Raw genomic sequence first — 21,573 nt, 5'->3', positions numbered from 1 at the left:
TGGACCTGGGGTTATAGGCATAACTATATATTTCCTGATGCTGTACATCATACAGCATCAATCCATTGCTGGTACCTAACCAATAATTACCAGTTTGCAGGTCTTCCTGTATATGAAGTATTGTGCACCGGGTAGCAGGCATAAAATGATCGGAGGATACAAAGGCCTGTTGCTTTGGATCGTATCGGAACAACCCCTGCATGGAAACGGATAGCCAGATGGCTCCTTTACTATCCTGAAAAAATCAAATACTTCCGGCAGTGTATAGGGTGGATCAGTCAATACCGTCACCTGTTTAAAAGTAAAAGTTGCAGGGTTCAATATAACCACCCCTGCATTGGTAATGATCCAGATCTGGTGGTCCTTATCTTCCAAGAGTTTGTAAATGATATCTGAAGGCAGGCAATTTTTACAGCCCACACTGGTGCGCCAGTTAACGAAGCCCTCGCCATCGTATCGCTGCAGTCCATTATTGGTACCCAGCCAAATAAAACCTTTGCTATCCTGCATGACAGCACTTACCAAATTGCTCAACAGTCCATCATGGATAGTGAGGTGCTCAAAGATAAAACGGCCGGGTTGGGCAGCAGCTCCAACATTTACCCAAATGAGTAGCATGAATATGAGGCATTTCCGCAAGATTGGCGAGGGTTGATACCCCAAAAGTAGACAGTTCCGGCAGGAATTAAGCCAAACCGGGCGAAATATACATATTTATGTGGGTAGGTCCGCGGCTTTAAATATTTGGCATTTGTAAGTGGTTACTTGCCGGTTAATGTTGAAGTGTTTCATCTTTCTAAATCCCCACGTCACGGATTTTGCACAGCGCGATCGAAATTGATCCCCCATCCCGACCATAAAAATGAACCCTTCAAGTCGTTGGATTTGAAGTGTTTTTAAATTAAAGGGATTTATTACAATTATATTCTGATGACAATTCATTGTTTTATATGACACTATGAAGGCTCGAACTAAGGAGAACATAAGCAAAATAGAGGATAAAGTTCTACGATGCCGAAAATGATCGCGTTCTTGTTTTCCTTTCTAGCAACTTTGAATTGAAGGCTACAGAAATAGCCCAACTTTACAAGCATCGATGGAAAATCGAATTGTTCTTCAAATGGATCAAACAGCATCTAAAAATAAAATCCTTTTGGAGCAGATCGGAGAACGCTGTGAAAATTCAGATTTGGATCGCCATTTCAGTGTACGTCCTAATTGTTATCGCAAAGAAGAAGTTCCAGTTAAAGCAGTCCTTGTATGAAATCATACAGTCAGTAAGCATCTGCATTTTTGATAAGGTGCCATTACATGAACTGTTCGAGAAACCAATACAACAAAATTTCAAATAGCAAAATGACAATCAATTGAAAATGTTCTAATTAAGACGAAACGTTAATGAGTTTAAGTAAAGTGATAAGAAAACAGGCGAAAAGAAATCATAGGTGATTACTGTAAAACTTCCCCATTATAACATGTATTGAGGTATTATAGAACCAGGTGGGTACCTGTCTAGCCTTTGGAAGAGAAATTGCAGGAGCGTTGCTTACCTCAGATTACTGATCATTGAAGCTAATAACATTTTTGTTGCAAACTTACTGGTAAATACGGAATAACAAAATGCTTGCTGGTAGCAGCCTTAATCCTTGAAATAATTGCTGGCGGTTCGTGTTTTGTTTACCCAGCAGCCAGTTTTGACTCGCAATACATATTCGCTTAACCCCACTTCACGGCTATTGGGCGCCCAGTCGAAGGTATAGCCTAACCGGGTCCATGGGTAGTGGAAATCGGTAGCGCCGGTAAGCGTATGGTAATACGCATAAATGATATAATTATTGAACCAGTTGGCATAATAGGGAGAGGCATCGCTGATCAATACCTCATTGGCAGTCGTAGTGCGAATATCCGGATTGCCGGCCGGGCGCTGCAAGCTATCCACCGGCACCCACATTTCAGCAATATGCGTATTCGTACGGCTGTTTACGGGTGGTAAACCCAATAGCTGGCATATACGCGTCAAAGTATCGGCAGCGCTTGCTTTAAAACTACCGGCAATACGCATTTTCATTTGTTGGGGAATAAATAACCAGGCTTCTCCCAGGTGGTGGTGATGGAATCGCCTTCGGGATAGCTGGAGGGGAAACGCATAAAAGTAGCCATCAAAACATATTGCTTACCGTTCACTGTTTTCCATTGTAACCTGCTATTGAATTCGAAATAGGCCACAACGTGTCGATGCTTTCTATGTTTTCGGTAATCATGGCATCAGTAATGGCATTGGCATAAAGCTGGTTCAGGTCTGGCACCGGAGGGAGGATGTCCTTGTCTTTTCTACAACCTTCAAGGGCAATAAGTGATAGAATAGCAAACAAGGTTATTAGGTGTTGGCACGTTAATCGTTTCATTTCTTTGATTAATGTTAAAAGGTTATTGGATGGTTTTTCTTTAAACAAAGACGCCGGTAAGCTGGCCGTCATATAACATTCTATTATAATAACAATGGAATTGGTTAATGGTACTAACGAATGTTGAACTTTATTTTGAAATATCCCCTAAATCATACGCTTACTCGTAGTTGAATAGGTTGTCATTGGCGCAGAAGCAGGCTTTTCGCCAGCCTTAACGATGGTGTGGCAGAAGGGAAGGATATATAGCCCTCTGAAAAGGTGGGCAATTCAAGTAAGAGGAAGGTGATCAAGCTTATCTAACGTTGCATAAAACACTTAAACGGCTATTTTGTTTTACCGAATATACATTTGGAGGGTTGCAACCTATTCAAATAGATTTGTGGCAAAAATCATGGAAACTGTAACAAGCAAGGTTGGAGTAGAAGAGGAAAAGCAATTGATCCAGCTTACTCTTAACGATTATCTTCAAGGCCGTCCGATATTAGACATCGAAAGACTCCGGGGCGCCTTTCACGCCGATGCCTACATCAGGACCGTAATAGAAGGAAAATTGGTTCAGTGGACGCTGCCGCAATACCTGGACCTGGTTGCCCAAGCAACAATACAGGAATGCCAGCCCGAACTCCTTTCGTATAGCTGGGACGGAGACACCGGGTCAGCCCAGGTGCAATTGACTTTTGGTACTTTTCGGTTCATTGACCGGTTTAACCTGGTAAAGCTAGATGGAAAATGGCTGATCATGGATAAGGTCTCCTATCGACAGGAACTGTAAGAGGAATAGCATTTGTGCATATCCTCTATTCTTTGTTGCACACAAACCTTACTCCCAATAGCCATGTTTTAAAAACATAAGAGATTGAAGATTATTGCAATTGCGTAAAGTCCGGTTGGACAATGGCCCAATTGCGCCGACCCCAAAAAAGCGATTTCGTAAGAAGTCGCTTTTTTGTTTTTATATCCCTCCCCATTCAGGGGCTGCCCTCAATGGTACCTTGATGAGTCCACTGTTCTTCCTCTTTGGGTCCTCATTGCTTCCTCGGGGCCCGAGGCTCAATTGAGGAAGCATTGAGGAGGACCCGAGGAAGCAAAGAGAACAAATGATGTTTTTGTGTTGTTCGTCCCTGGATATTTGCTGTTCGTCCCAAGGTTTGGAGATGGTCGTCCCAAATTTCCTGAGTTTTTGAGGAGAAAATGTTGTTCGTCCCAGGTTTTGGAGAAGCCCGTCCCAGGTTTCCGGGGAGACCGACCCAAATTTGAAAAAAAAAAGAGACGGAAGCTGGTGTAGATTTGCTTTATCAGTCACTGCTGTGGCAAAACAACTTTAGAAAATACTATAGGAGATTTATTCTATCTTTTAGCATACCATGATTATCGATCAAGATATCGCCCGATTGCAATTCAGTCTTTCAGATAGCTGCAGGGAAACCGGCAAACTTTCAAGTGCCCGGCAGCATATACTGGAAGCCAGAACGGCTTTTGAAGCGTTGAATGAGCCTTATTATTATGCCAGGTGCTTTGAACGTATTGGGATGATTGACAGCCTGCTTGAAAAACCGATCATGCAGCTGCGATCTTTGAAGAATATTGCCTATTGTCTGAACAGCTTGCAGCATCGGATCACGCTAACCTGAGCTACAAGCGATTGGTAGGTACGGCCTATGAAAAATTAGGTGATATGCATTCGAGTTCCGGAGATAGGGTAAAGTCATTGAATTACTTCGAAAGAATGATTACGGCTTTTTACAGACATCGGAAATGAATATCCCGATGATGAGGAAGCAACCAATGGCCTGGCCGTAGCCTGTTCCAAAGCTGGTTATATCTGCAGACAACTTGGGTGGTTAGAACGTGCAAATGGCCTGTTCAAAAAAGGTCTTCACCTTTTCATACAATTATACAAAAGTGACAAGGGTAATAATTCGTTTACCCATGGGGTGGCAATCCTATGCCAGTATCTTGCAGAACTACATATTACGATGGGACAAATTGACAAGGCATTGCCTTACGCACAACAATTTAACCAGTTAGAAGAAATTCTGCATGAAGCATTCCCGGATATGGTAGAATATACCGCAGCACTCTCCATCTCTTATCAGTACCTCGCCAACATTCATCTTGCACACCATGAGCTGGAAAATGCCAGGATTGCTTATGAAAAACACCTTGCCTTGCAACAGGATATCTATGCTATCGACAACAATAACGTAGACTATAAAAATAGTTTGGCTATTGCCTGTTCTAAATTAGGACAGGTCTATCTTTTATTAGATGACCTACCCAGGGCGCATGATTATTATCAACAGTACCATGATTACGAACAGGAGTTATGTTCGGCCGTTCCTTTGAATATGAACTTTAAAAGAGAACTGGGCGCATCCTATGAAAAGATTGGTACGCTTTACCTCCTGGCGGGAGATGGTAAAAAGCCTTTTCAGCGTATAATAATATGCGGCTTATTTACCGCGAATTACTTGATCGGTTTCCCGGCAGCCTGGCCTACACCCATGGCCTGGCCATTGCCTGGCAATTTGTTGGCAACGTACACCTGGAAAATAGGGCATTAAGCAAAGCGAGGAAAAGTTACCAGGAATTCCATAAGCTTTCCCTGCATACATACCAGGAATCGCCCGATGATGTCAGTTTTAAATATAGTTTAGTCATTGCCTGCGAAAAACTGGCATTGATAGAAACAGCTTTGAAAAAACACGATAAGGCCAGACAATACCTGAAAGAAGGTTTAACATTGATTGAAACACTTTGCAAGTTATCACCGGACAATAAAAACTATAAAAATTCATTGCAGTTATTCACCGACCTTTCAGCTATCCATGGTAATCGATCCTGATATTGCAGCACTACAATTCAAACTTTCGGATAGCTACCGGGAGACGGGGAACCTTTCGGGAGCCTTAAAAAGTACATTGCAAGCACAACAAGTATACGAAGGATTGAAAGACGATTACTTTTTTTTGTGCTGCCTTGAACGTACAGGAATGATAAACAGCCTGATGGGGAATACCGCTAAAGCTGCTGAGAATTATGAAGAATTGAATCATCGCGCTCAGGAACTATGTTTCTCCTATCCTACTGAACAGGGTTACAAAAGGCTGTTGGGGGCCTCATTTGAAAAATTAGGCGAAATGCATGCCCATGCAGGGGATAGAGAAAAGGGGTTGTATAACTTCGAACTCATGCTGCAGGCTTTCAGAGAGCTTACAGCGGCATATCCTGACGATGACGACAATATCGTTCGCCTGGCTACTGGCTGCTCCAAAGTCGGTTATGCTTACAAACAGCTGGACAGGCTGCAGGAAGCCAATGAGCTGTTTGAAGAAGGCCTGTCCCTTTTTGGCAATTGCTTGAAAGGTATAAAGGCAATTACTTTATGACACATGGGCTTGCAATCATGTGTCAGTTCCTTGCAGACCTGCAGTTTACAATGGGAAATATTGAACAGGCGCTCTCGTTTGCGCAAGAGTTTAACCAGTTGGAGCAGTACCTATACCAGGAATGCAGGAATGTGGTTGCTTACATTGATGGCCTGGCCATATCCTATCAGCTCCTCGGTAAAATACACCTAAACCGCAATGAGCTGGAAAATGCCAGGGATGCTTTTGAAAAGCAGCTTGCCTTGCAGGAAGAGGCGTACACTGTGGATAAACAAAATATGGATTACAAAAAAGGCGTGGCAACAGCCTATTCTAATTTAAGCCGGGTATATGAGTCATTAAATGACATGCCCAAGGCGAATTATTATTACCAAAAGCACCTCGATTACGGGCAATAAAATTGTTTTGAATTAGCTGCTGAATTGTAATGCTTAATTTGTCACGCTAAAGTTGCCTGCTGCTTTTAGTTCCCTTTTACTTTTTCAAATACTTCTCCTCGTAATCTTTAAGCTCCACGTCGTATCCTTTCCTGTCTACAAAGACAGAAGGATTATACCTACTGCCAGGTTTGTGTTTAGTATGAAGTCCAAACTGACTGGCATGTGATGCGAGCCAAATGTCGAACGATAAGTTTTTCATAGCTTTTAAGGTATAAGCGTAATCATTGGCAATATGGGGATAGGCCGGTATCTCTGAAAAGTGTTTATCAGTAACTATACTCGGCATATTAGCGATCAATACCCTATAGGCGTGTTTTGAATCTTTTACATCAAACAAAAAGCTACACGATCCTTTGGTATGTCCCGGATGGTTAAGCATCACCAGGTGCATGCCACCCAGCCTTATGGTATCTCCATTGCGTAATACCCGGTCAACCTTTACCGGAGCAAATAGCGGGTCGCTGCCACCCTGTTCGTAATCCGATCGTCCGCCATCAGCTGTTACTGCGGAGTCGCCTTCATTCACCATCATGATGGCGCCTGTCGCTTTTTTTTATGGAGGCCATTGCTCCCAGGTGGTCGTAATGTGCTTGTGTGTTTAAAAGTATCTTGGTATCAGCAAATTTAAAACCCAAGGCCTCGATATTAGCCTTAATCATAGGAGCAGAGGATGCCAATCCTGTGTTGATGAGGATATTTCCCTGGCGCGTTACAATTAGGTAACAAGCCAGATCGTAAGTGCCCACATAATACAGGTTGCCGGCAATTTGAAATGGCTTATAAGGTTTACTCCATTCAGGATTGGTATTGGCTGGTTCAACTATTTTTTGAGCAGATGCCCAACAAATGATACACAATAGCGTGAATAACAGTAGGCTTTTCTTTACAAACATATAGGTACAAGTATTGACGATGAAATTCCAATCTATGTTTTATTATTGAACCAGAGATGGCGGCCGGCACCATTCTATTATAGCTCAAGGTGGTCTACCAAGGTATTATCCCGAACTTGTATAAAATTAATTATTTGACCATCGACGTCATAATCATACGCTACGATAACCTTGTCCAATTGGTAACTGTCTACCAGGAATTTTTGTTTAAGATGTCCAGGTAGCCTTCGTATGTTTTTACCGGCTTACCTGCCTTTTCAATAACATCCTCTCGCTTATACGAGAAATTAATATCCAATGGCAAACGACTAATTAGCTTCAAGGATGTTGGATAAATATTAAAATAAGAAAAGATCGGGTTCCCCTGTCAATAACAACATTGTCATCGCCGTCATATTCTGCCGTATCGTTCGTAAAGCCTAACTCAACTCCCGTTTCTTCAGAAACCATATAATCGCTTTCTAAAACATTGTATTCAGTTAGGTCAGCAAAAGTGTTGGTCAAGAAAGCCAGGAATTCCTGATCAAGCAAACTTGCACCAAACCGGTTTGCAAAATCATTGTAAGTCAACATAGGCGGCCTATTAGTGATATTGTTATTTGAAAAAGAATAAAAGAAAGTAGCTTTCCCCCTTCTCCCTGTAAACCTACTGCTGATTTTCCACATAGGCTTTGAATTTTTCCAGCACACCGGTACAAAATATCCGTTGCTCTTGCTCCGGCAATCCTGCCGTTGGTTCAAAGGTTTCTGTTATGGTGGTTCCTGCCCCTACAGCGGCAAACACATTCACCGTTTTCCTTCCATCCATCAGGGTGTAGCTAATGCTGTGGTGACCCTGTATGGCATCATAAACGCCCTCAAAAGCGAATCCGGCGCTCCCATCCTTGGCCTCCATCATAAACAGGAATCGCCCGCCCACCCGCAGGTCGTTCTCCACCCTGGAATTGGTCCATTCGTCCGATGGCTGGTTCCATTGCATAATATGCCGGGGTTCCGTCCAATAATGCCAAACCGCCTCTACGGGGGCATTCACAAAAATTTCAACAGTAATGACTTGTTTTTCCATAGTACAAAACTAGCCCGGTACGCTTTTGGGCAAAGGGGGAAATGCTACAAACTAAGGGAGGATTTGCGGCAAAAGTGCGACCTTCAGTCATGGATTTCTATTAATTACCCGGGCAAGCAGCCAGGTATTGGGTTAAATATTTCTTATGCCGCTACAGTTCAATATACCCCAGCAAAAAGGGCCTTTTACAATAATCCCCTATCGGATCATGACCTTCATTCCAAAGTATTGGTTGAAAGTACGGAAAGGATCAATCTGGAAAAAGCAGGAATGATATTTCAAAATTGGTGTTTTGAGGGTTTCAGGCTGGCCAATAATACCCTTACACAGGAACAGCCTACTACCTATGCCATCAAAAATGATATTGATGCGGTGAAGCTCTACTTCAACAGAAAAGGTCATAGCAAGATCAAATATCAACAGTTAGCCAAAAGCTTTTCGCTATGGGGTGGGCAACACAATATGCTTTATACAAGTCAACTGGATAGCCAGCTATCACATATCGACAATCAGTCGAATATGTTTTCGTTGCAAATTAGCCGGGACTGTTTCCTAAACCTGATTGAAGAAGGCAGCATCACGCTCGATCCCTTTACCAACCAGGTAGTCAATGGCAGTGCAGCCTTATTTTCCAATGAATGGCTCCCCATGAATGCCGGCATTGAAAGATGTATTGATGATATCCTCCAATGTCCTTTTGCCGGCGATATGAAAAAATTGTACCTGCGTTCAAAGACAGTAGAATTATTCATTTTGTTTATTCAGGCCAGCGCAGGTAAGCAAGACGGTAAAGATCGCTTTGTAACCAATAGTTCGGACAGGGATAAATTGTATTTTGTAAGAGACTACCTGGTAGCACATTATGCGCAGCCGGTTTCGCTTACTGGCCTGTCGAAACTAAGTGGGCTCAATGAATTCAAGCTCAAAAGGGATTCAGGGAATTGTTTAATACCTCGGTCATGGATTTCCTGATCAGCTACCGCCTTGAACAGGCCAGGGAATTATTAAGAAATACCTCCAAAAATATCAATGAAGTGGCTTATGAAACAGGCTACTCCTCCCTTCTTATTTTAGTAAGGCCTTTAAAAAGAAGTATGGTTCCTGTCCTACTAAAAAATAAGCCGTTTCCGGCTACCTGCCATCCTCCCGATTGTACCGGTTTTTATCCCGATCTTACCATGCAGGCAGGGTGAAATAAAGCAGTTTTGCGGCATTATTATTACCGTAAATGTTTAATCAGGCTATGCATGATAAAGATATAGTAAGTGTTGAAAAAGTTAGTATCAGGGAAGCCAGTGAGGCCGATATTCCTGCTTTATCGAAAATGGCCGGTAAGGCGTTCCGGGATGCGTATACCGGAAAAATGCCGGAAGATGACCTGTTGGCTTATATAGGAACGGCCTTTAGTGAGGCACAATTGCTGATCGAGTGGGAAAACAAGCAGTACCTGTTCCTCCTGGCATTTTATGGACAGGAATTGGCCGGGTATGCGAAGATCAGCACCAAGCCAAGGCCGGAAAGAAAGGAAATAGACAGGTATATTGAGTTAGACAGGTTATACCTGCTGGCCACGTACCAGGGCCAGCGAATAGGGACTCTGTTGATGGAGCATTGCATTGACTATGCCAGGGCCCATGATTTTCCATACCTGTGGTTAAATGTATGGGAACACAATACTGAGGCTATTAAATTTTACTACCGGTGGGGTTTTGAACTGGTGGACTGGTCGATCATGATGCGGGGCAATGACCCACAAAAGGCATTGTGGATGAGGAAAAAGATACCTACGAATATGAGCCGGTAGCTTCTAAACAATTATCAGATAAAACTTTTACGTCAAGATCTCCTGCTTTGAAGCTTATGGGGCTGACCAAAAAGGTCGATACCCCCCAAAAGAAGAAAATTATATGGCCCGCCCTGGCGGGCTATATAATTTTTAGAGCCAGTAAGTTTTTCGGGTATTTATGAGCTTGTGTAGAAGATCAGGGAGTAAAGCTACCCTTGAGAGCCTGTTTTTGCAGTCAGGAAGCCTTTTGGCACCATTGAGATATACCTTTCGAAGGTTATGGGCCATGGCTACCAGCGCAATCTCTGTTTTTACTTTGCGCAGGCCACGCAGGTGGAAGCGACGGAAGCCCATATTGTGCTTAATGTCGCCAAAGCAACTTTCGATCTCTGTACCGCGTCGCTTTTTTAATGCCTGTCCCAGTTCTGTGTGAAGATTCTCCCGGGCCTGTTGCTTATAGGCTTCAAGCTTTTCATTCACCTCTATCTTCCGGTTGTACCCTTTGGTGGATTTGCAGCATTGTTGGTATAAGGGACAGCCAGCACAATTGTTACACTCATATAGTCTCACTTCAGACTTGTAACCGGTTCTTTTATGCGTCTTCTGATGTTTGCCTTTAAAAACAAGCAGCTCATTATTGGGACATCCGTAACTGTCGGTTACAGGGTCATAGGAGAAGTTCTCCTTTAGAAAAAGGTTTTTCTGGTACCCCTTTGTTTGTTCCTTATGATAAAGTGGGAACTTCATATAATTCTCTATCTCATTTTTCTGCAACAATTCGTAATTCTGTTCTGTACCAAAGATGCTGTCCGCGATGATCCTGTCCGGTTTGCAGGGCTGTTGTTGCTCTATCTGCTGCAGGTGACCTTCAAAGCAAACACCATCATTGGTTGTCTGGTGAACACTGATACCGGTAATAAACTGCTCTTCACTGCCAGCCATTATATTGTAGGCAGGGAGAACCTCCACTTTGTTTTTCATCATCATGGCGCTGGCATCAGGGTCTGTTTTGTTGTAGCCACTGCGCTTGCCGGCTTTGGTGATCTGGTTGTTATACTTGTCTATTTTATGTTCAGCCTCCTTTAGCTTCTTTTTCAGTGTCATTGCCTTGCGACGCTTTCTTTTGGCTGTAGTTGTACGGATCGTATCATTCAATTCAGCTACTTTCTCTGCAATGGCTTCCCGTGTAATAAAGGACGCCTTTCCATGCTCTTCCAGGTCTGCTGTACCGTAAGTTGTTTCTTCCTGCCTGTTCAACTCATCGATCTGCTTAAACAACGACCGGCAGTTTTCTATATTCTTTGCGCCATAGCGTTCTGCATTCTTCTTCCATACCATTTTGTGTTGATTGGCATCGGCCCGTAAGGTCGTGCCATCACAGAAATAGTTCTCCAGTTTTATGTATTGGTGGGCTACCAGGAATTCCAGCATTTCCTTAAACAGGATCTCTATGACTTCTTTGGCCTTGCTGCTACGGAAATTATTGATTGTCCGGAAGTCAGGCCGGCTCATACCACTGAGCCACATAAAATGTATATCCTGGCCGAGTGCTTTGGCTATTTTACGGCCAGTGTAGATCTTGACGCTGTAGGCATATAATAACACTTTCAGCAGCATCCGGGGATGGTAGGAACTAGTGCCGCCGCCTTTGTACAGATTAATTAAGTCACTGATATCCATAGACTCTACAACTTCGTTGACTACCCGGACAAGGTGCTTTTCGCCAATTAATTCTTCCAGAGAAGGGGTAGCAATAAAGATTGTTGCTGATTGTATTGCTTAAATATTACGGAAGTCTTTACTTTAGCCATTGTAATTTTTGAGTGTGGTAACTTAAAATTACAAAACAGCCCTTACTCTAAAAAGTAAGGGCTGACCTTTTGGGGTCAACCCTTACTTCTTTAAACAAACTGATCTTTTGGGTCAGCCCCTTGACTGTGTTATTTAGCAGGTAATGCTTCCACTATTTTGTCAATCATATCGCCCATAGACCTGTTTTCAATCCAACGTACTACCGCTACCAGGTCATGTTCGGGGTCTACATAAATGAAATTGGTACCATTGCCAATATGGATAAAGGCGCTTGCAGGTGCTTTGGCTGCCATTTTATGATCGGTATTCAGGAACCAGTTCATATAGCCATAAGAGGTATTGGCTGTAGTGGGGGTTAATGCCTGCTTTACCCATTGCTGGGAAATAAGTTGTGCACCATTCCAATTGCCTTTGTGCAAAGTCAGCAATCCAAAACGTGCCATATCATACGCATTGATATACATACCGCCGCCCCAGTGGCCACCACCACTTACTGACTGTACTGGCATCCCATCCAATACAATCCAGGAATTGGTATATCCCATCCAACGCCAGGTAGTGGATGCCCCAATAGGGTCCATCACCAGGTTTTTAAGTACCTGTGGTAAAGGTTGCCGCCAAACGCTGGTAGCAGCCAGGGCCAATGCATTCACGCGTACATCATTGTATTTCCATACTTTGCCAGGCGCATTTCTTGGCCGGGTACGCCAGGTAGTATAATTCCCCTCGGGCCGGTCGGCCCAATCGGGCTTACCCCATAAGGTACCTTCCCAATCACTGGTTTGCCGCAACATCACCTCCCAGGTCAATGTACGGTTATGAGCTGAGGTAAATGGCTGCAGTACTTCCGATGCTCCGCCTGGATGATATACTTCAATGGGAGGCATATAAGGGGCTATAGTATCCAGCACGTTTTTGATGAACCCCCGATCTACGGCCAATCCTACTACTGTTGACAAAAAGCTTTTGGTTACACTATTCGTAATATCAACCCTTGATGGCTCCCCCATTCGGCTACGATATAACCTTTGTAAATGATAATACCACTTGGATCGTCCCGGTCGGCCAGTACTCCTACCGGTTCACTGTAAGGTTCTTTGCCGAATGATTGCTCCTGGGCGGCTAACATATTGCGGAGCTGTTTCGATTCATTGCGCAGAGCAAAGGCGATGGCCGTATCGATCCGGACAGGGTTCAACCCAAGAGCGGCAGGTGCGCGATGTTCCCAGCTTCCAGGAGGAGGGAAATAAGGTTTAATAGTCTTTTGAGCGTGGCTTGCTATCCCCATCAACAGCAGGGCCGCCATTAACAATTGTTTCATAGACTTAAAAATAAACCAATCTTTCAAGGAAGCCACCAACTTTATCCCATGCCCTTGTCACAGGACAAAGCAGCCATTTGTCTGATGTAAAAGTCATACACGATTATAAAAATATAGCCATGAATAACAAAAAAAATCAGGAGAGACAGGATCATTTACTGGACAGCAACAGGCATTGTAAGTGCAGTGATGGTATTCAGCATCATCAATTTTACTTTCTTTGATGGGTATACTTACCCCGAAGGGGCTTTCAATCATTTGCACTTACCGGCCTACTTCAAAACGGAACTCACCATCGCCAAAGTGTTAGGTGTATTGGCTCTGTTGCTGCCAGGCATCCCCAACGGATAAGGGAGTTTGCCTATACAGGATTTGCTATAACGTTGGTATCAGCTGTCATTGCACATTCGGCAGTTGGCGACGGCATCATGTATATTGTTGACCCCTTACTATTTCTGGGTGTTTTGATCCTGTCCTATATTTATTTCGTTAAATTGAAAGGACACACGCATTCATCAAGCTCCCTATTGAATGGCTGTTTTCCAAATAGGTGAAACTAATCCCCGGAAGAGATCATGCTGTATAACCGCAATTAAGGAAGTGTATTATTTTACACGTACGTAGGTCTCTATATTGATCCTGTCTACCCCCAGGTTTTCAATTTTCTCAATTCCTTTTTGGATCAGGGTATCGCCTGAGATAGTAACGGTGAAATGAAAGGTGTTGCCTTCCCATTGTCTTGCCGTACAATAATCCAGGTGTTCGGTATAAAGGCTATCAGTGAGGGTATAGCTGCCGCCGCCGGAAGAATAAATAGCCGCAGAATCTTTACCCTTATGAAGGTCATGGTGTAAAAAAGAGAAATGCGTATTATTAATGATCTTGATAAACTCCTGGCCCTTGGTATAATCAGTCGTCGTCGTGTTACCCTTTTCAACAAGTGTTCCTGAAAGCAATTTCCAGGTGCCGGTGATAGAAGCCGCAGTTGGCTGTTTGGGGTCAGGCACTGCCGTATTTTGACAGGCGATCAGGAGGCTGGTGCCCAGGATAATCCCGGCGCATTTCATAATGGCAGTTCGGTTTAGGTTCATGGCCTAAATTACAAAGTAATATGGATTAAAAAGTAAGCGGAGATAATTAATATGATTGAAATCAGAGGTGGTAGCTTACGCCCAGGGTAGCATAGATATTATAGAGGGGAAAATCCATGCCCTTAAATGAAGACGGGAAGATAGGGCGCAGTCCCCAACTAAGTTGAGCAGTTGCAGACAATCGTTTGCTTAGCCGGTATCCCCCGCGCTATAAATGCCCATATCAAAAGAATTAACTTCCTGACCAAAATCAAAAGTGGCCATATCAATATTTACCTTTTCACCGGTAGGGCCACCGTTGCGAATATAGCCATCAGTAACATTGCCCTCGAAATCGGAACTAAACAACCAAGCAAAATACAAACCTAACCTGGCTTCCCATTTTTTTAAAGCGGTAAACGGCATATACCGGAATGGTTATATAGGCATTGTTTACGCGGGTTTCATTATGGCCAGAGAAGGTTCCGGTAAATTCATTGGTTTGATCACCATCTTTTACCGAAATAATGGTAGGAAAATAGATCACTGTGCTCCGGGTTCCCATTCCTTTGAAATCAAGTTTAAAAGCTGCCCCGATGGCCCATTTCTTAGGGAGGTAATGAATGTACTCATACCCAACGGAAGGACTGAACCGGGGCCAGAAAGCATTTATCTTCCGGATGGTATTGGGAAAAGAAATAGGGGCTGTACCACCAATATTAAATCCTCCCAGGATATTGCTTTCGCCTTTACGCGCATACGTATTTTCATCGGTTGTAGGCTGTGCCGTTGCGCAAAAGGCTGCTACAATAAACAGACAGAGAAGGGTATTCCTTTTCATAATTCGTTTTAATAGATAATATTCAGACTGTCAACAACCAGCCGGCTGCCAATAGCACCCTGGTAAGAATCACCATACTGGCTGGAAGAAACTACAATGGCCAACATGTGCTTGCCGATGAGGGGCAAGGAAGAGTTGTATTCAAAAGGTAGGTCAAAGCGGGTAAACTGTGAGTGGTCGTCAGTTGTTTTTAGCCGGGCAACGGCAACAATACGATCGGAGGTATTGATATTAGTAGCATCGAGCCGGGTATTGCCTTTGAAAAGTACGGCATAGATGGAACAGGAATCACGTATACCGGGAAGGATAACACCTTCTTTGTTTTGGAAGTTCGGGCCAGCAGTATATTTGAAATATCCTGTAAACCGCTGGGGCCTTCCTCCAAAGGGCTGCCCGAATTGAGTAGCCTCCAGTGGTTTTATTAGGGCATTGGTAGAATTAAAAGTACCTGTAAACAAAGAGCCAGCAAACAATTTAATGCCTGCCAGTCCCGACAGCGCCGTTCCCTTCAGGGTTTCTAATTCAGCTGCTTTGGCTCCGAACCGGTGATCGGTAGTCGAGCGGGTAGGATAAGCTGAAGGATCTTTATTCACGCCCGATAAGGCCACACCGGGGTTGCCGGAAGTCCATGGCGAGCTGCCATCTTCTTCAAGCAGGTATTCATATTTGTCTTTATCCTGTAGGCCCCAGTGTTCAAAATCAAACTTCCATTTACCTATAGAAGCAAGTTCTATCCGGTAGGTCTTGGTATGCGCTCCATCTTCGGAGGATACGACATATCGAATGGTATCATCCGTAAAATGGATGGATTCGCCGGAAGCTGGCTGTACACGGGATCCTATGGAGGTGGTGATCACCGGCGCCAGCCCATCGGCATAAGCTTTATCGGTAAGCTGTAAAACAATTCTACCATTCACCTGATCAATGAACACATCACTTAACAGGAGTTGTTTATCCACGGTAAAAGATTCGATATCGGCCTCCGGATTTAGGGGAGGGTCTTTGATACAGGAGGCACAAGCAAGAATAAGCAGGCTGGCTACTATGGTTCGGTACATCAGCATAACAATTTATGTTATCGGAATAAGGACCGGTTGCCAGTTCAGGGGAATACTTGGTATACTAAGTTCAGCTTTTTCTCCATTATTACTGCTTTTGCTCCTAAATTCGGAACCATATATCAAATCCATGATCACTCGCACTACGGTTGTTGCTTTGCTTACCATTCTTATTAGTTTACCGGCCTTAAGCCAGATCAAAGGCACTCTTTGGGATGTACCGGCTATTTATCAAACACCGGCTTATGAAACCATCAGCAATGGCGATTCGGCCAGTGGTATCGTATACAATGGATTAAACTACCAAGGCACCATACAGCGTGTATTTGCTTATTGTGCCACACCTGGCACCATCAGTGGTAATAAAAGCCTCGACCACCAGTTGCCAGGTATTGTATTGGTACATGGCGGAGGTGGAACAGCTTTTAAAGAATGGGCCATTCAATGGGCCTGCAGAGGGTATGCTGCTATTGCAATGGACCTGCGGGGAAATGGCCCTGGCAGGATACACCTGGATAATGGCTTTGAAGAACCAGGAGGTAAAACACCTTACTATACCATTACTACTTCGCTGCAGGAACAATGGATGCACCAGGCTGTAGCCGATGTGATACTGGCGCATAACCTGCTGCGTAACCGGCCCGAGGTAGACAGTAACCGTGCAGCCATTGCAGGCATTAGTTGGGGAGGCATCATTACTTCATTAATGGCAGGGGGTTGATAACCGGTACAAAGCAGCCGTACCGGTGTATGGATGTGGTTACCTGCATGAGAGCAGTGCCATGAAAAAGAGCTGAACCTCTTATCGGCAGCCAACCGGCAAACATGGGTTCACCAATACGATCCTTCCAATTATATCAGCAAAGCAACCATGCCGGTACTATTTGTGAACGGAACGAATGATGGTCATTTTTATTTAGACAGTTATGCCAAAACCCAACAATTGGTAAAGGACAAGAACATTTGTGTGAAAATTGGCCTTAAACACAATCACCGCTATGGTTGGGAAAATGAAGAAATAGCTGCATTCATCAATAGTTACCTGAATGATACACAGCCCCTGGCGCTAATTAAATCCTATCAGGTTACAAAGAAGGGCGTCAGTGCTGCCGTACAGTCAGGTGTACCACTTACCACTGCCTACCTATGTTTTACTACTTTACTACCGATACAACCGCCTTGTTGAAAGATAAGGTATGGCAATCGAAGCAGGTTGTTCTCAACGGGCAAGAGATCCAATCGCCGCTTCCGCCAGTCGGCATTTTGATCTGGTTCCTGGCTGTTACTGACAGCCGGGGGTTGCAAAGCTCGGGTGAGATCCGGTTTCAACGGTACCAACAATAGGATGTCAACACCCCTTTTAAGGCAGAGGCAAATTAAAAAGTCCCGCTTTTGGAAGAGCGGGACTTTTAATAAGCAATTAATATTGTTGTCACATGGCGGCAAGCTGTACCTTTGCTGCAGCTCCATAACGCTTTCGCGGAAAGTACTGTCAGTATCCATGAGGTCTTTAACAGTTTGGCAGGAGTGGATAACCGTGGTATGGTCACGACCACCAAAATGTTCACCAATTGTTTTGAGGGAATTCTTGGTAAAGGCTTTGGCGAGGTACATGGTAATCTGCCTTGCCTGCACAATTTCCCGTTTCCGGTCTTTTGCAGCAATTTGTCGTAGGATACATCGAAGTATTCACAGACCATTTTCTGTATGGTTTCGATGGTGATTTCTTTGCTACTTGTTTTCACAAAATTACGGAGTACGCGTTTAGCAAGATCGAGGTCGATTTCCCGCTTATTTAGCGAAGATTGTGCCAATAATGAGATCAGGGCGCCTTCTAATTCCCGTACGTTGCTATTAATATTATAGGCCAGGTATTTCACTACTTCACGTGGCATTTCGAGGCCATCGTTCTTCATTTTCCTGTCCAGTATTTCTATACGAGTTTCATAATCAGGCACCTGCAGGTCGGCACTGAGGCCCCAGCGGAACCGGCTCAATAAACGTTCCTGTACGCCTTCCAGGTCTTTGGGCGGCTTATCGGATGTCAGGATCAGTTGTTTACCGCTTTGGTGGAGGTGGTTGAAGATGGCAAAAAGGCATCTTGTGACTTTTCGGCCCGGTTAAAGAATTGAACGTCATCAATGATCAGTACATCTACGAGCTGGTAGAAATGGATAAAATCGTTGATGGCATTGTTGCGGCTATGGTCCTGGAACTGATTAATGAATTTTTCGGAGCTTACATATAATACTACTTTATTGGAATGCAAACGTTTAACATCATTTCCAATGGCCTGGGCCAGATGGGTTTTGCCCAAACCTACGCCACCATATATAACAAGTGGGTTAAAGGAACTGGCGCCGGGTTTTTCCCCTACGGTTTTACCCGCACGGCGTGCTACCCGGTTACTATCGCCTTCTACGAAATTTTCAAAAGTATAGATAGGATTCAATTGCGGATCAATCTGCATCTTTTTCAACCCCGGAATCACGAAGGGGTTTTTAACAGGATTGTGTATGATCAGCGGGAAATCCATTTCATTACTGGAGTACGTTTTGTAACCATGAGTAGGGATATCCATAGTTAATGGCTTATTATTGTGATTACCACTATCTACCATGATCCGATACTCCAGTTGTGCTTCTTTACCCAATACCCTGCGTAACGTCTTTGCCAAAAGATTCACATAATGCTCTTCAAGGTATTCATAAAAGAACTGGCTGGGAACCTGTATCACCAACACATTGCCCTTTATTTCCACAGGTTTTATCGGCTCGAACCATGTTTTGAAATGTTGCCACTCAACGATGTCCTTTATTATCTCCAAACAATTGATCCAAACTTTATCAAAAGACTTTGTCATTATGCTAACAGCAGTTTATTATGTTGAGTTAAGATTATTCAGAACTAATCATGCCGCCTTGAACCGTGTTTTTCTATGGATGTTGGATAAAGCTATACTTCCAAAAAAAAGTTATGCAGGGGGCGAATATCAAAATTTTTTATTGAATAAAAATTTTTTATTCCCTTGTTTTTTCAATCTCACATACAGTCACATGCTCTGCAAATATGCTGCCTATATTTTTTAAAAGAATAGGTATGAATCTTACTGTTCGCTATTATATACAACATGCCTGTACCACAATCAGTTCTTAGGGTTTTAATCGTTTTTAGTGCAATTGAATTGCATCAAAAACAAGCGAACAGGTAAAATAAGTAAGTGGTGCCAACTTATTTTATTACACTACACCCATCTATACTATTGCTACTGGCGATACAAGGTTTTAATAACCGGTTACTAGCACCGGTAAAAGGTTGAGCCGACCATTGAATAAAATTTCTACACTGTACTGGTATTAACTTCCGGGTGGTTTTGCAGGAATTCCGTATGAAGAAAGTAAAGGATGCCATATGGGAAAAAAACGCTTTCTTCATATATAAGTTGTGATGCTATTGAAGATACAAATTATTTGATACGGACAGCATATTGTACCAACTTTTTTAGCCCGCTTATTTAAAATATTTTTTTGTCATTTACCCTTCATGTACCAGAAAAAAAGTTAACTTCTTACATACCCACTTCCGGGTATAAGTACTCATTTTTTTCACCGGTATTTCCCCCAGTCATACATCTCCACACAGGTTCTACAACCACACATAGAGCATGCTTGTTATAGTAATGTTTCTATAATTTTCAGGGCTGAACTTATTATATATAGCTATTTTTGCGCTTCAGCTGGAATAGCTGTTTTTTGACAATTTTGTAATCACCAGATTTTTAGGTTAACTGCCTAACATCATGCAACAACAATGTACACTCAAGCTGCTACCCGCCGAAGCAGCCAACTCCTCTATCGTGCAGCAATATGCTGCTTCCCATTTTGGTATTCAGCCTACAACGATCACAGGTTATCATGTACTCAAACAATCGATTGATGCCAGGAGTAAACAACCCTGGATACTGCTCACCATCCGTGTGTTTATTAATGAGCCGTTTCAGGAACGGGCTGTTCAACAACTAGCACTGAAAGATGTGTCTAAAGTTCCCCATAAAGTGATCATTGTGGGAGCAGGGCCCGCGGGCTTATTTGCAGCACTCAAACTCATTGAAGCAGGTATTCAGCCCATCTTATTGGAACGTGGTAAAGATGTACGCTCCCGCCGGAGAGACCTGGCTTTGTTGAATAAGGAAGGGATCATCAACCCCGAAAGCAATTATTGCTTTGGTGAAGGTGGTGCCGGCACCTACAGCGATGGTAAATTATATACGCGCAGCACCAAACGGGGGATGTAAACCGTATCCTGAATATCCTCGTACAATTTGGCGCCGAAGAAAAGATCCTGTATGATGCCCATCCGCATGTAGGCACCAATAAGCTGCCCCAGATCATTACCGCCATGCGGGAAAAGATAACGGATTGTGGCGGCTTGTTTCTCTTTGAAAAAAAAGGTGACTGACCTGGTTATTACGGATAACTATATAAAAGGAGTAAAAACAGCCGATGGGGACCTGTTTGAAGGCGATGCGGTGATCCTGGCCACCGGTCATTCGGCCCGTGACATCTTTGTATTGCTGGAACAAAAGCAGCTATTGATCGAAGCCAAACCTTTTGCATTGGGTGTACGCATTGAACATCCACAGTCATTAATTGACAGCATTCAATACCATTGCGTGGTCAGGGATCATTTGCTGCCACCTGCTTCCTACAGCCTGGTACAACAGGTAAGTGAGCGGGGCGTGTTTTCTTTTGCATGTGTCCCGGTGGTATCATTGCGCCGGCTTCTACAGATGCCGGCGAACTAGTGGTCAATGGATGGTCGCCCTCTAAGCGCAATAATCCCTTTGCCAATTCGGGTATGGTAGCTTCGGTAGAGATGCAGGATATTGCTGCTGCTACCAAAAACATGGATATAAAATCCAAGAGTCACGTGCAAAATCCCTTATCGGCTATGTATTTTCAACAGGCGGTTGAAAAAAGGCTTATGAATATGGTGGTGGCAAATTTGTAGCTCCTGCCCAGCGGATGGCCGATTTTGTTGACCAAAAGGTATCCACTACCTTGCCCGATTGCTCTTACCTGCCCGGCCTGCATAGCGCCCCGCTCAACGAAGTACTCCCCGGCTTTATTCATCATGCACTCAAAAACGCCTTCCGGGAATTTGGCAAAAAAATGAGGGGTTATTTTACCAATGAAGCGGTGGTGGTGGCTACGGAGTCGAGAACTTCTTCGCCGGTACGTATTCCCCGGGACGCTCAAACCCTACAACACCCACAGGTAAAGGGGTTATACCCTTGTGCCGAAGGCGCCGGATATGCGGGCGGTATTGTAAGTGCGGCTATGGATGGGGAGCGGGTAGTTGCCGAAATTGTTAAGGTATTATAACAAATAATTAGTCTTTCTGTAATAAATCGGCCTTTTTGGCTACTAAAGAGCCGGTTCTTTTATCTTTCCGGCCTTTGGGCCCATTCCAACTTAAAAACCGTAATA

24 protein-coding genes and 4 pseudogenes are annotated in these 21,573 nt (G+C 43.7%); 14 read left to right on the top strand and 14 right to left on the bottom strand.

The genetic code is table 11. The annotated features are described in order from the left end of the window. Positions 1–75: 75 nt before the first annotated feature. Complete coding sequence (locus RS881_RS10065; protein WP_315820960.1) at positions 76–618, bottom strand: ligand-binding sensor domain-containing protein; 543 nt, start codon at positions 616–618, stop codon at positions 76–78. A 437-nt stretch (positions 619–1,055) separates the two neighbouring features. Between RS881_RS10065 and RS881_RS61585 the strand changes: the two are divergent. Then, positions 1,056–1,212 (top strand): annotated as a pseudogene (locus tag RS881_RS61585) (transposase); the annotation flags it as partial. A 427-nt stretch (positions 1,213–1,639) separates the two neighbouring features. Here RS881_RS61585 and RS881_RS10060 read toward each other — a convergent pair. Together RS881_RS10060 and RS881_RS10055 are read right to left on the bottom strand one after the other, a co-directional pair. Next, the gene (locus tag RS881_RS10060; RefSeq protein WP_315820959.1) at positions 1,640–2,068 is read right to left on the bottom strand and encodes a hypothetical protein; all 429 of its coding nucleotides are present in this window, start codon (positions 2,066–2,068) and stop codon (positions 1,640–1,642) included. A 112-nt stretch (positions 2,069–2,180) separates the two neighbouring features. Beyond that, entirely contained in the window at positions 2,181–2,405 is a 225-nt protein-coding gene (locus RS881_RS10055; RefSeq protein WP_315820958.1) for a hypothetical protein, read from the bottom strand. Positions 2,406–2,799: 394 nt separating this feature from the next. Between RS881_RS10055 and RS881_RS10050 the strand changes: the two genes are divergently transcribed. The 5 genes from RS881_RS10050 to RS881_RS10030 all read left to right on the top strand — a co-directional run bounded on the left by RS881_RS10050 (position 2,800) and on the right by RS881_RS10030 (position 6,195). Next, positions 2,800–3,180: a nuclear transport factor 2 family protein gene (locus RS881_RS10050; RefSeq protein ID WP_315820957.1), complete on the top strand. Its 381-nt coding sequence runs from the start codon at positions 2,800–2,802 to the stop codon at positions 3,178–3,180. A 592-nt stretch (positions 3,181–3,772) separates the two neighbouring features. Beyond that, a complete protein-coding gene (locus RS881_RS10045) occupies positions 3,773–4,039 on the top strand; it encodes a hypothetical protein (RefSeq protein WP_315820956.1) in 267 nt (88 codons plus the stop codon). A 345-nt stretch (positions 4,040–4,384) separates the two neighbouring features. After that, positions 4,385–4,972, top strand: coding sequence for a tetratricopeptide repeat protein (locus RS881_RS10040; protein WP_315820955.1), 588 nt, complete (start codon positions 4,385–4,387; stop codon positions 4,970–4,972). Positions 4,973–5,236: 264 nt separating this feature from the next. Continuing rightward, positions 5,237–5,797, top strand: coding sequence for a tetratricopeptide repeat protein (locus RS881_RS10035; protein WP_315820954.1), 561 nt, complete (start codon positions 5,237–5,239; stop codon positions 5,795–5,797). Then, positions 5,794–6,195, top strand: coding sequence for a tetratricopeptide repeat protein (locus RS881_RS10030; protein ID WP_315820953.1), 402 nt, complete (start codon positions 5,794–5,796; stop codon positions 6,193–6,195). Before RS881_RS10035 ends, RS881_RS10030 begins: the two co-directional genes overlap by 4 nt. 76 nt (positions 6,196–6,271) lie before the next feature. On the opposite strand, the pseudogene bla reads toward RS881_RS10030, so the two are convergent. The 3 genes and pseudogenes from bla to RS881_RS10010 all read right to left on the bottom strand — a co-directional run bounded on the left by bla (position 6,272) and on the right by RS881_RS10010 (position 8,196). Beyond that, a pseudogene (bla, locus tag RS881_RS61580) lies at positions 6,272–7,130 on the bottom strand (subclass B3 metallo-beta-lactamase). 318 nt (positions 7,131–7,448) lie between these two features. After that, complete coding sequence (locus tag RS881_RS10015) at positions 7,449–7,796, bottom strand: hypothetical protein (RefSeq protein WP_315820950.1); 348 nt, start codon at positions 7,794–7,796, stop codon at positions 7,449–7,451. After that, the gene (locus tag RS881_RS10010) at positions 7,777–8,196 is read right to left on the bottom strand and encodes an SRPBCC domain-containing protein (RefSeq protein ID WP_315820949.1); all 420 of its coding nucleotides are present in this window, start codon (positions 8,194–8,196) and stop codon (positions 7,777–7,779) included. The genes RS881_RS10015 and RS881_RS10010 overlap by 20 nt, the downstream gene beginning before the upstream one ends. A 63-nt stretch (positions 8,197–8,259) precedes the next feature. Here RS881_RS10010 and RS881_RS10005 point away from each other — a divergent pair, with 63 nt between their 5' ends. Genes RS881_RS10005 through RS881_RS09995 form a run of 3 tightly spaced genes read left to right on the top strand, consistent with a single transcriptional unit; the run spans position 8,260 to position 10,000 of the window. After that, positions 8,260–9,168 carry a hypothetical protein gene (locus RS881_RS10005; RefSeq protein WP_315820948.1) on the top strand — a complete coding sequence of 303 codons (909 nt, stop codon included), beginning with the start codon at positions 8,260–8,262 and terminating at the stop codon, positions 9,166–9,168. Further along, positions 9,156–9,389, top strand: a complete 234-nt coding sequence (locus RS881_RS10000; RefSeq protein WP_315820947.1) for a helix-turn-helix transcriptional regulator — start codon at positions 9,156–9,158, stop codon at positions 9,387–9,389. The genes RS881_RS10005 and RS881_RS10000 overlap by 13 nt, the downstream gene beginning before the upstream one ends. 50 nt (positions 9,390–9,439) lie before the next feature. Next, positions 9,440–10,000 (top strand): GNAT family N-acetyltransferase, encoded by a 561-nt coding sequence (locus tag RS881_RS09995; protein WP_315820946.1) that lies wholly within the window; start codon positions 9,440–9,442, stop codon positions 9,998–10,000. A 132-nt stretch (positions 10,001–10,132) separates the two neighbouring features. On the opposite strand, the gene RS881_RS09990 is transcribed toward RS881_RS09995, so the two are convergent. The 3 genes from RS881_RS09990 to RS881_RS09980 form a co-directional block, all read right to left on the bottom strand. Beyond that, positions 10,133–11,710: an IS1182 family transposase gene (locus RS881_RS09990; protein ID WP_315824420.1), complete on the bottom strand. Its 1,578-nt coding sequence runs from the start codon at positions 11,708–11,710 to the stop codon at positions 10,133–10,135. Positions 11,711–11,922: 212 nt separating this feature from the next. Continuing rightward, a complete protein-coding gene (locus RS881_RS09985; RefSeq protein WP_315820945.1) occupies positions 11,923–12,753 on the bottom strand; it encodes a serine hydrolase domain-containing protein in 831 nt (276 codons plus the stop codon). A gap of 11 nt (positions 12,754–12,764) precedes the next feature. Further along, complete coding sequence (locus RS881_RS09980; protein ID WP_315820944.1) at positions 12,765–13,115, bottom strand: hypothetical protein; 351 nt, start codon at positions 13,113–13,115, stop codon at positions 12,765–12,767. A 186-nt stretch (positions 13,116–13,301) separates the two neighbouring features. Here RS881_RS09980 and RS881_RS09975 point away from each other — a divergent pair, with 186 nt between their 5' ends. Further along, positions 13,302–13,466, top strand: coding sequence for a hypothetical protein (locus tag RS881_RS09975; protein ID WP_315820943.1), 165 nt, complete (start codon positions 13,302–13,304; stop codon positions 13,464–13,466). 254 nt (positions 13,467–13,720) lie between these two features. On the opposite strand, the gene RS881_RS09970 is transcribed toward RS881_RS09975, so the two are convergent. From RS881_RS09970 to RS881_RS09960, 3 genes are all read right to left on the bottom strand, one after another. Next, positions 13,721–14,182, bottom strand: a complete 462-nt coding sequence (locus RS881_RS09970) for a hypothetical protein (protein WP_315820942.1) — start codon at positions 14,180–14,182, stop codon at positions 13,721–13,723. 364 nt (positions 14,183–14,546) lie between these two features. Further along, a complete protein-coding gene (locus RS881_RS09965) occupies positions 14,547–15,026 on the bottom strand; it encodes an outer membrane beta-barrel protein (protein ID WP_315820941.1) in 480 nt (159 codons plus the stop codon). Positions 15,027–15,034: 8 nt separating this feature from the next. Next, on the bottom strand, positions 15,035–16,084 hold the full coding sequence (locus RS881_RS09960) for a PCMD domain-containing protein (RefSeq protein WP_315820940.1): 1,050 nt from the start codon (positions 16,082–16,084) through the stop codon (positions 15,035–15,037). A 130-nt stretch (positions 16,085–16,214) separates the two neighbouring features. Between RS881_RS09960 and RS881_RS09955 the strand changes: the two genes are divergently transcribed. Both RS881_RS09955 and RS881_RS09950 read left to right on the top strand, forming a co-directional pair. Beyond that, the gene (locus RS881_RS09955) at positions 16,215–16,805 is read left to right on the top strand and encodes an alpha/beta hydrolase family protein (protein WP_315820939.1); all 591 of its coding nucleotides are present in this window, start codon (positions 16,215–16,217) and stop codon (positions 16,803–16,805) included. Positions 16,806–16,955: 150 nt separating this feature from the next. Beyond that, positions 16,956–17,270, top strand: a complete 315-nt coding sequence (locus tag RS881_RS09950; protein ID WP_315820938.1) for a hypothetical protein — start codon at positions 16,956–16,958, stop codon at positions 17,268–17,270. On the opposite strand, the gene RS881_RS09945 is transcribed toward RS881_RS09950, so the two are convergent. Continuing rightward, on the bottom strand, positions 17,225–17,698 hold the full coding sequence (locus tag RS881_RS09945; protein WP_315820937.1) for a helix-turn-helix domain-containing protein: 474 nt from the start codon (positions 17,696–17,698) through the stop codon (positions 17,225–17,227). The genes RS881_RS09950 and RS881_RS09945 overlap by 46 nt on opposite strands. Positions 17,699–18,111: 413 nt before the next feature. Next, positions 18,112–18,947 (bottom strand): annotated as a pseudogene (locus RS881_RS09940) (DnaA ATPase domain-containing protein); the annotation flags it as partial. A gap of 936 nt (positions 18,948–19,883) precedes the next feature. Between RS881_RS09940 and RS881_RS09935 the strand changes: the two are divergent. Both RS881_RS09935 and RS881_RS59235 read left to right on the top strand, forming a co-directional pair. Next, entirely contained in the window at positions 19,884–20,378 is a 495-nt protein-coding gene (locus RS881_RS09935) for an FAD-dependent monooxygenase (RefSeq protein ID WP_315820936.1), read from the top strand. Between the two features lie 126 nt (positions 20,379–20,504). Continuing rightward, positions 20,505–21,468: pseudogene (locus RS881_RS59235) on the top strand (NAD(P)/FAD-dependent oxidoreductase). Positions 21,469–21,573: the final 105 nt, after the last annotated feature.

This window comes from Paraflavitalea speifideaquila, from assembly GCF_032395985.1.
Lineage (GTDB): Bacteria > Bacteroidota > Bacteroidia > Chitinophagales > Chitinophagaceae > Paraflavitalea > Paraflavitalea speifideaquila.
This window is presented reverse-complemented; position numbering and strand designations above follow the sequence as displayed.

Excerpts from the sequence above, each read along its gene's own strand:
- RS881_RS09935 (WP_315820936.1), top strand. The coding sequence starts at position 19,884 with ATGCAACAACAATGTACACTCAAGCTGCTACCCGCCGAAGCAGCCAAC.
- RS881_RS09995 (WP_315820946.1), top strand. The coding sequence starts at position 9,440 with ATGCATGATAAAGATATAGTAAGTGTTGAAAAAGTTAGTATCAGGGAA.
- RS881_RS09950 (WP_315820938.1), top strand. The coding sequence starts at position 16,956 with ATGCCGGTACTATTTGTGAACGGAACGAATGATGGTCATTTTTATTTA.
- RS881_RS09965 (WP_315820941.1), bottom strand. The coding sequence starts at position 15,026 with ATGAAAAGGAATACCCTTCTCTGTCTGTTTATTGTAGCAGCCTTTTGC.
- RS881_RS10045 (WP_315820956.1), top strand. The coding sequence starts at position 3,773 with ATGATTATCGATCAAGATATCGCCCGATTGCAATTCAGTCTTTCAGAT.
- RS881_RS09960 (WP_315820940.1), bottom strand. The coding sequence starts at position 16,084 with ATGTACCGAACCATAGTAGCCAGCCTGCTTATTCTTGCTTGTGCCTCC.
- RS881_RS10010 (WP_315820949.1), bottom strand. The coding sequence starts at position 8,196 with ATGGAAAAACAAGTCATTACTGTTGAAATTTTTGTGAATGCCCCCGTA.
- RS881_RS10000 (WP_315820947.1), top strand. The coding sequence starts at position 9,156 with ATGGATTTCCTGATCAGCTACCGCCTTGAACAGGCCAGGGAATTATTA.
- RS881_RS10040 (WP_315820955.1), top strand. The coding sequence starts at position 4,385 with ATGGGACAAATTGACAAGGCATTGCCTTACGCACAACAATTTAACCAG.
- RS881_RS10030 (WP_315820953.1), top strand. The coding sequence starts at position 5,794 with ATGACACATGGGCTTGCAATCATGTGTCAGTTCCTTGCAGACCTGCAG.
- RS881_RS09945 (WP_315820937.1), bottom strand. The coding sequence starts at position 17,698 with ATGTACCTCGCCAAAGCCTTTACCAAGAATTCCCTCAAAACAATTGGT.
- RS881_RS09955 (WP_315820939.1), top strand. The coding sequence starts at position 16,215 with ATGATCACTCGCACTACGGTTGTTGCTTTGCTTACCATTCTTATTAGT.
- RS881_RS10035 (WP_315820954.1), top strand. The coding sequence starts at position 5,237 with ATGGTAATCGATCCTGATATTGCAGCACTACAATTCAAACTTTCGGAT.
- RS881_RS10060 (WP_315820959.1), bottom strand. The coding sequence starts at position 2,068 with ATGAAAATGCGTATTGCCGGTAGTTTTAAAGCAAGCGCTGCCGATACT.
- RS881_RS10065 (WP_315820960.1), bottom strand. The coding sequence starts at position 618 with ATGCTACTCATTTGGGTAAATGTTGGAGCTGCTGCCCAACCCGGCCGT.
- RS881_RS10055 (WP_315820958.1), bottom strand. The coding sequence starts at position 2,405 with ATGAAACGATTAACGTGCCAACACCTAATAACCTTGTTTGCTATTCTA.
- RS881_RS10050 (WP_315820957.1), top strand. The coding sequence starts at position 2,800 with ATGGAAACTGTAACAAGCAAGGTTGGAGTAGAAGAGGAAAAGCAATTG.
- RS881_RS09970 (WP_315820942.1), bottom strand. The coding sequence starts at position 14,182 with ATGAAATGCGCCGGGATTATCCTGGGCACCAGCCTCCTGATCGCCTGT.
- RS881_RS10015 (WP_315820950.1), bottom strand. The coding sequence starts at position 7,796 with ATGTGGAAAATCAGCAGTAGGTTTACAGGGAGAAGGGGGAAAGCTACT.
- RS881_RS09980 (WP_315820944.1), bottom strand. The coding sequence starts at position 13,115 with ATGAAACAATTGTTAATGGCGGCCCTGCTGTTGATGGGGATAGCAAGC.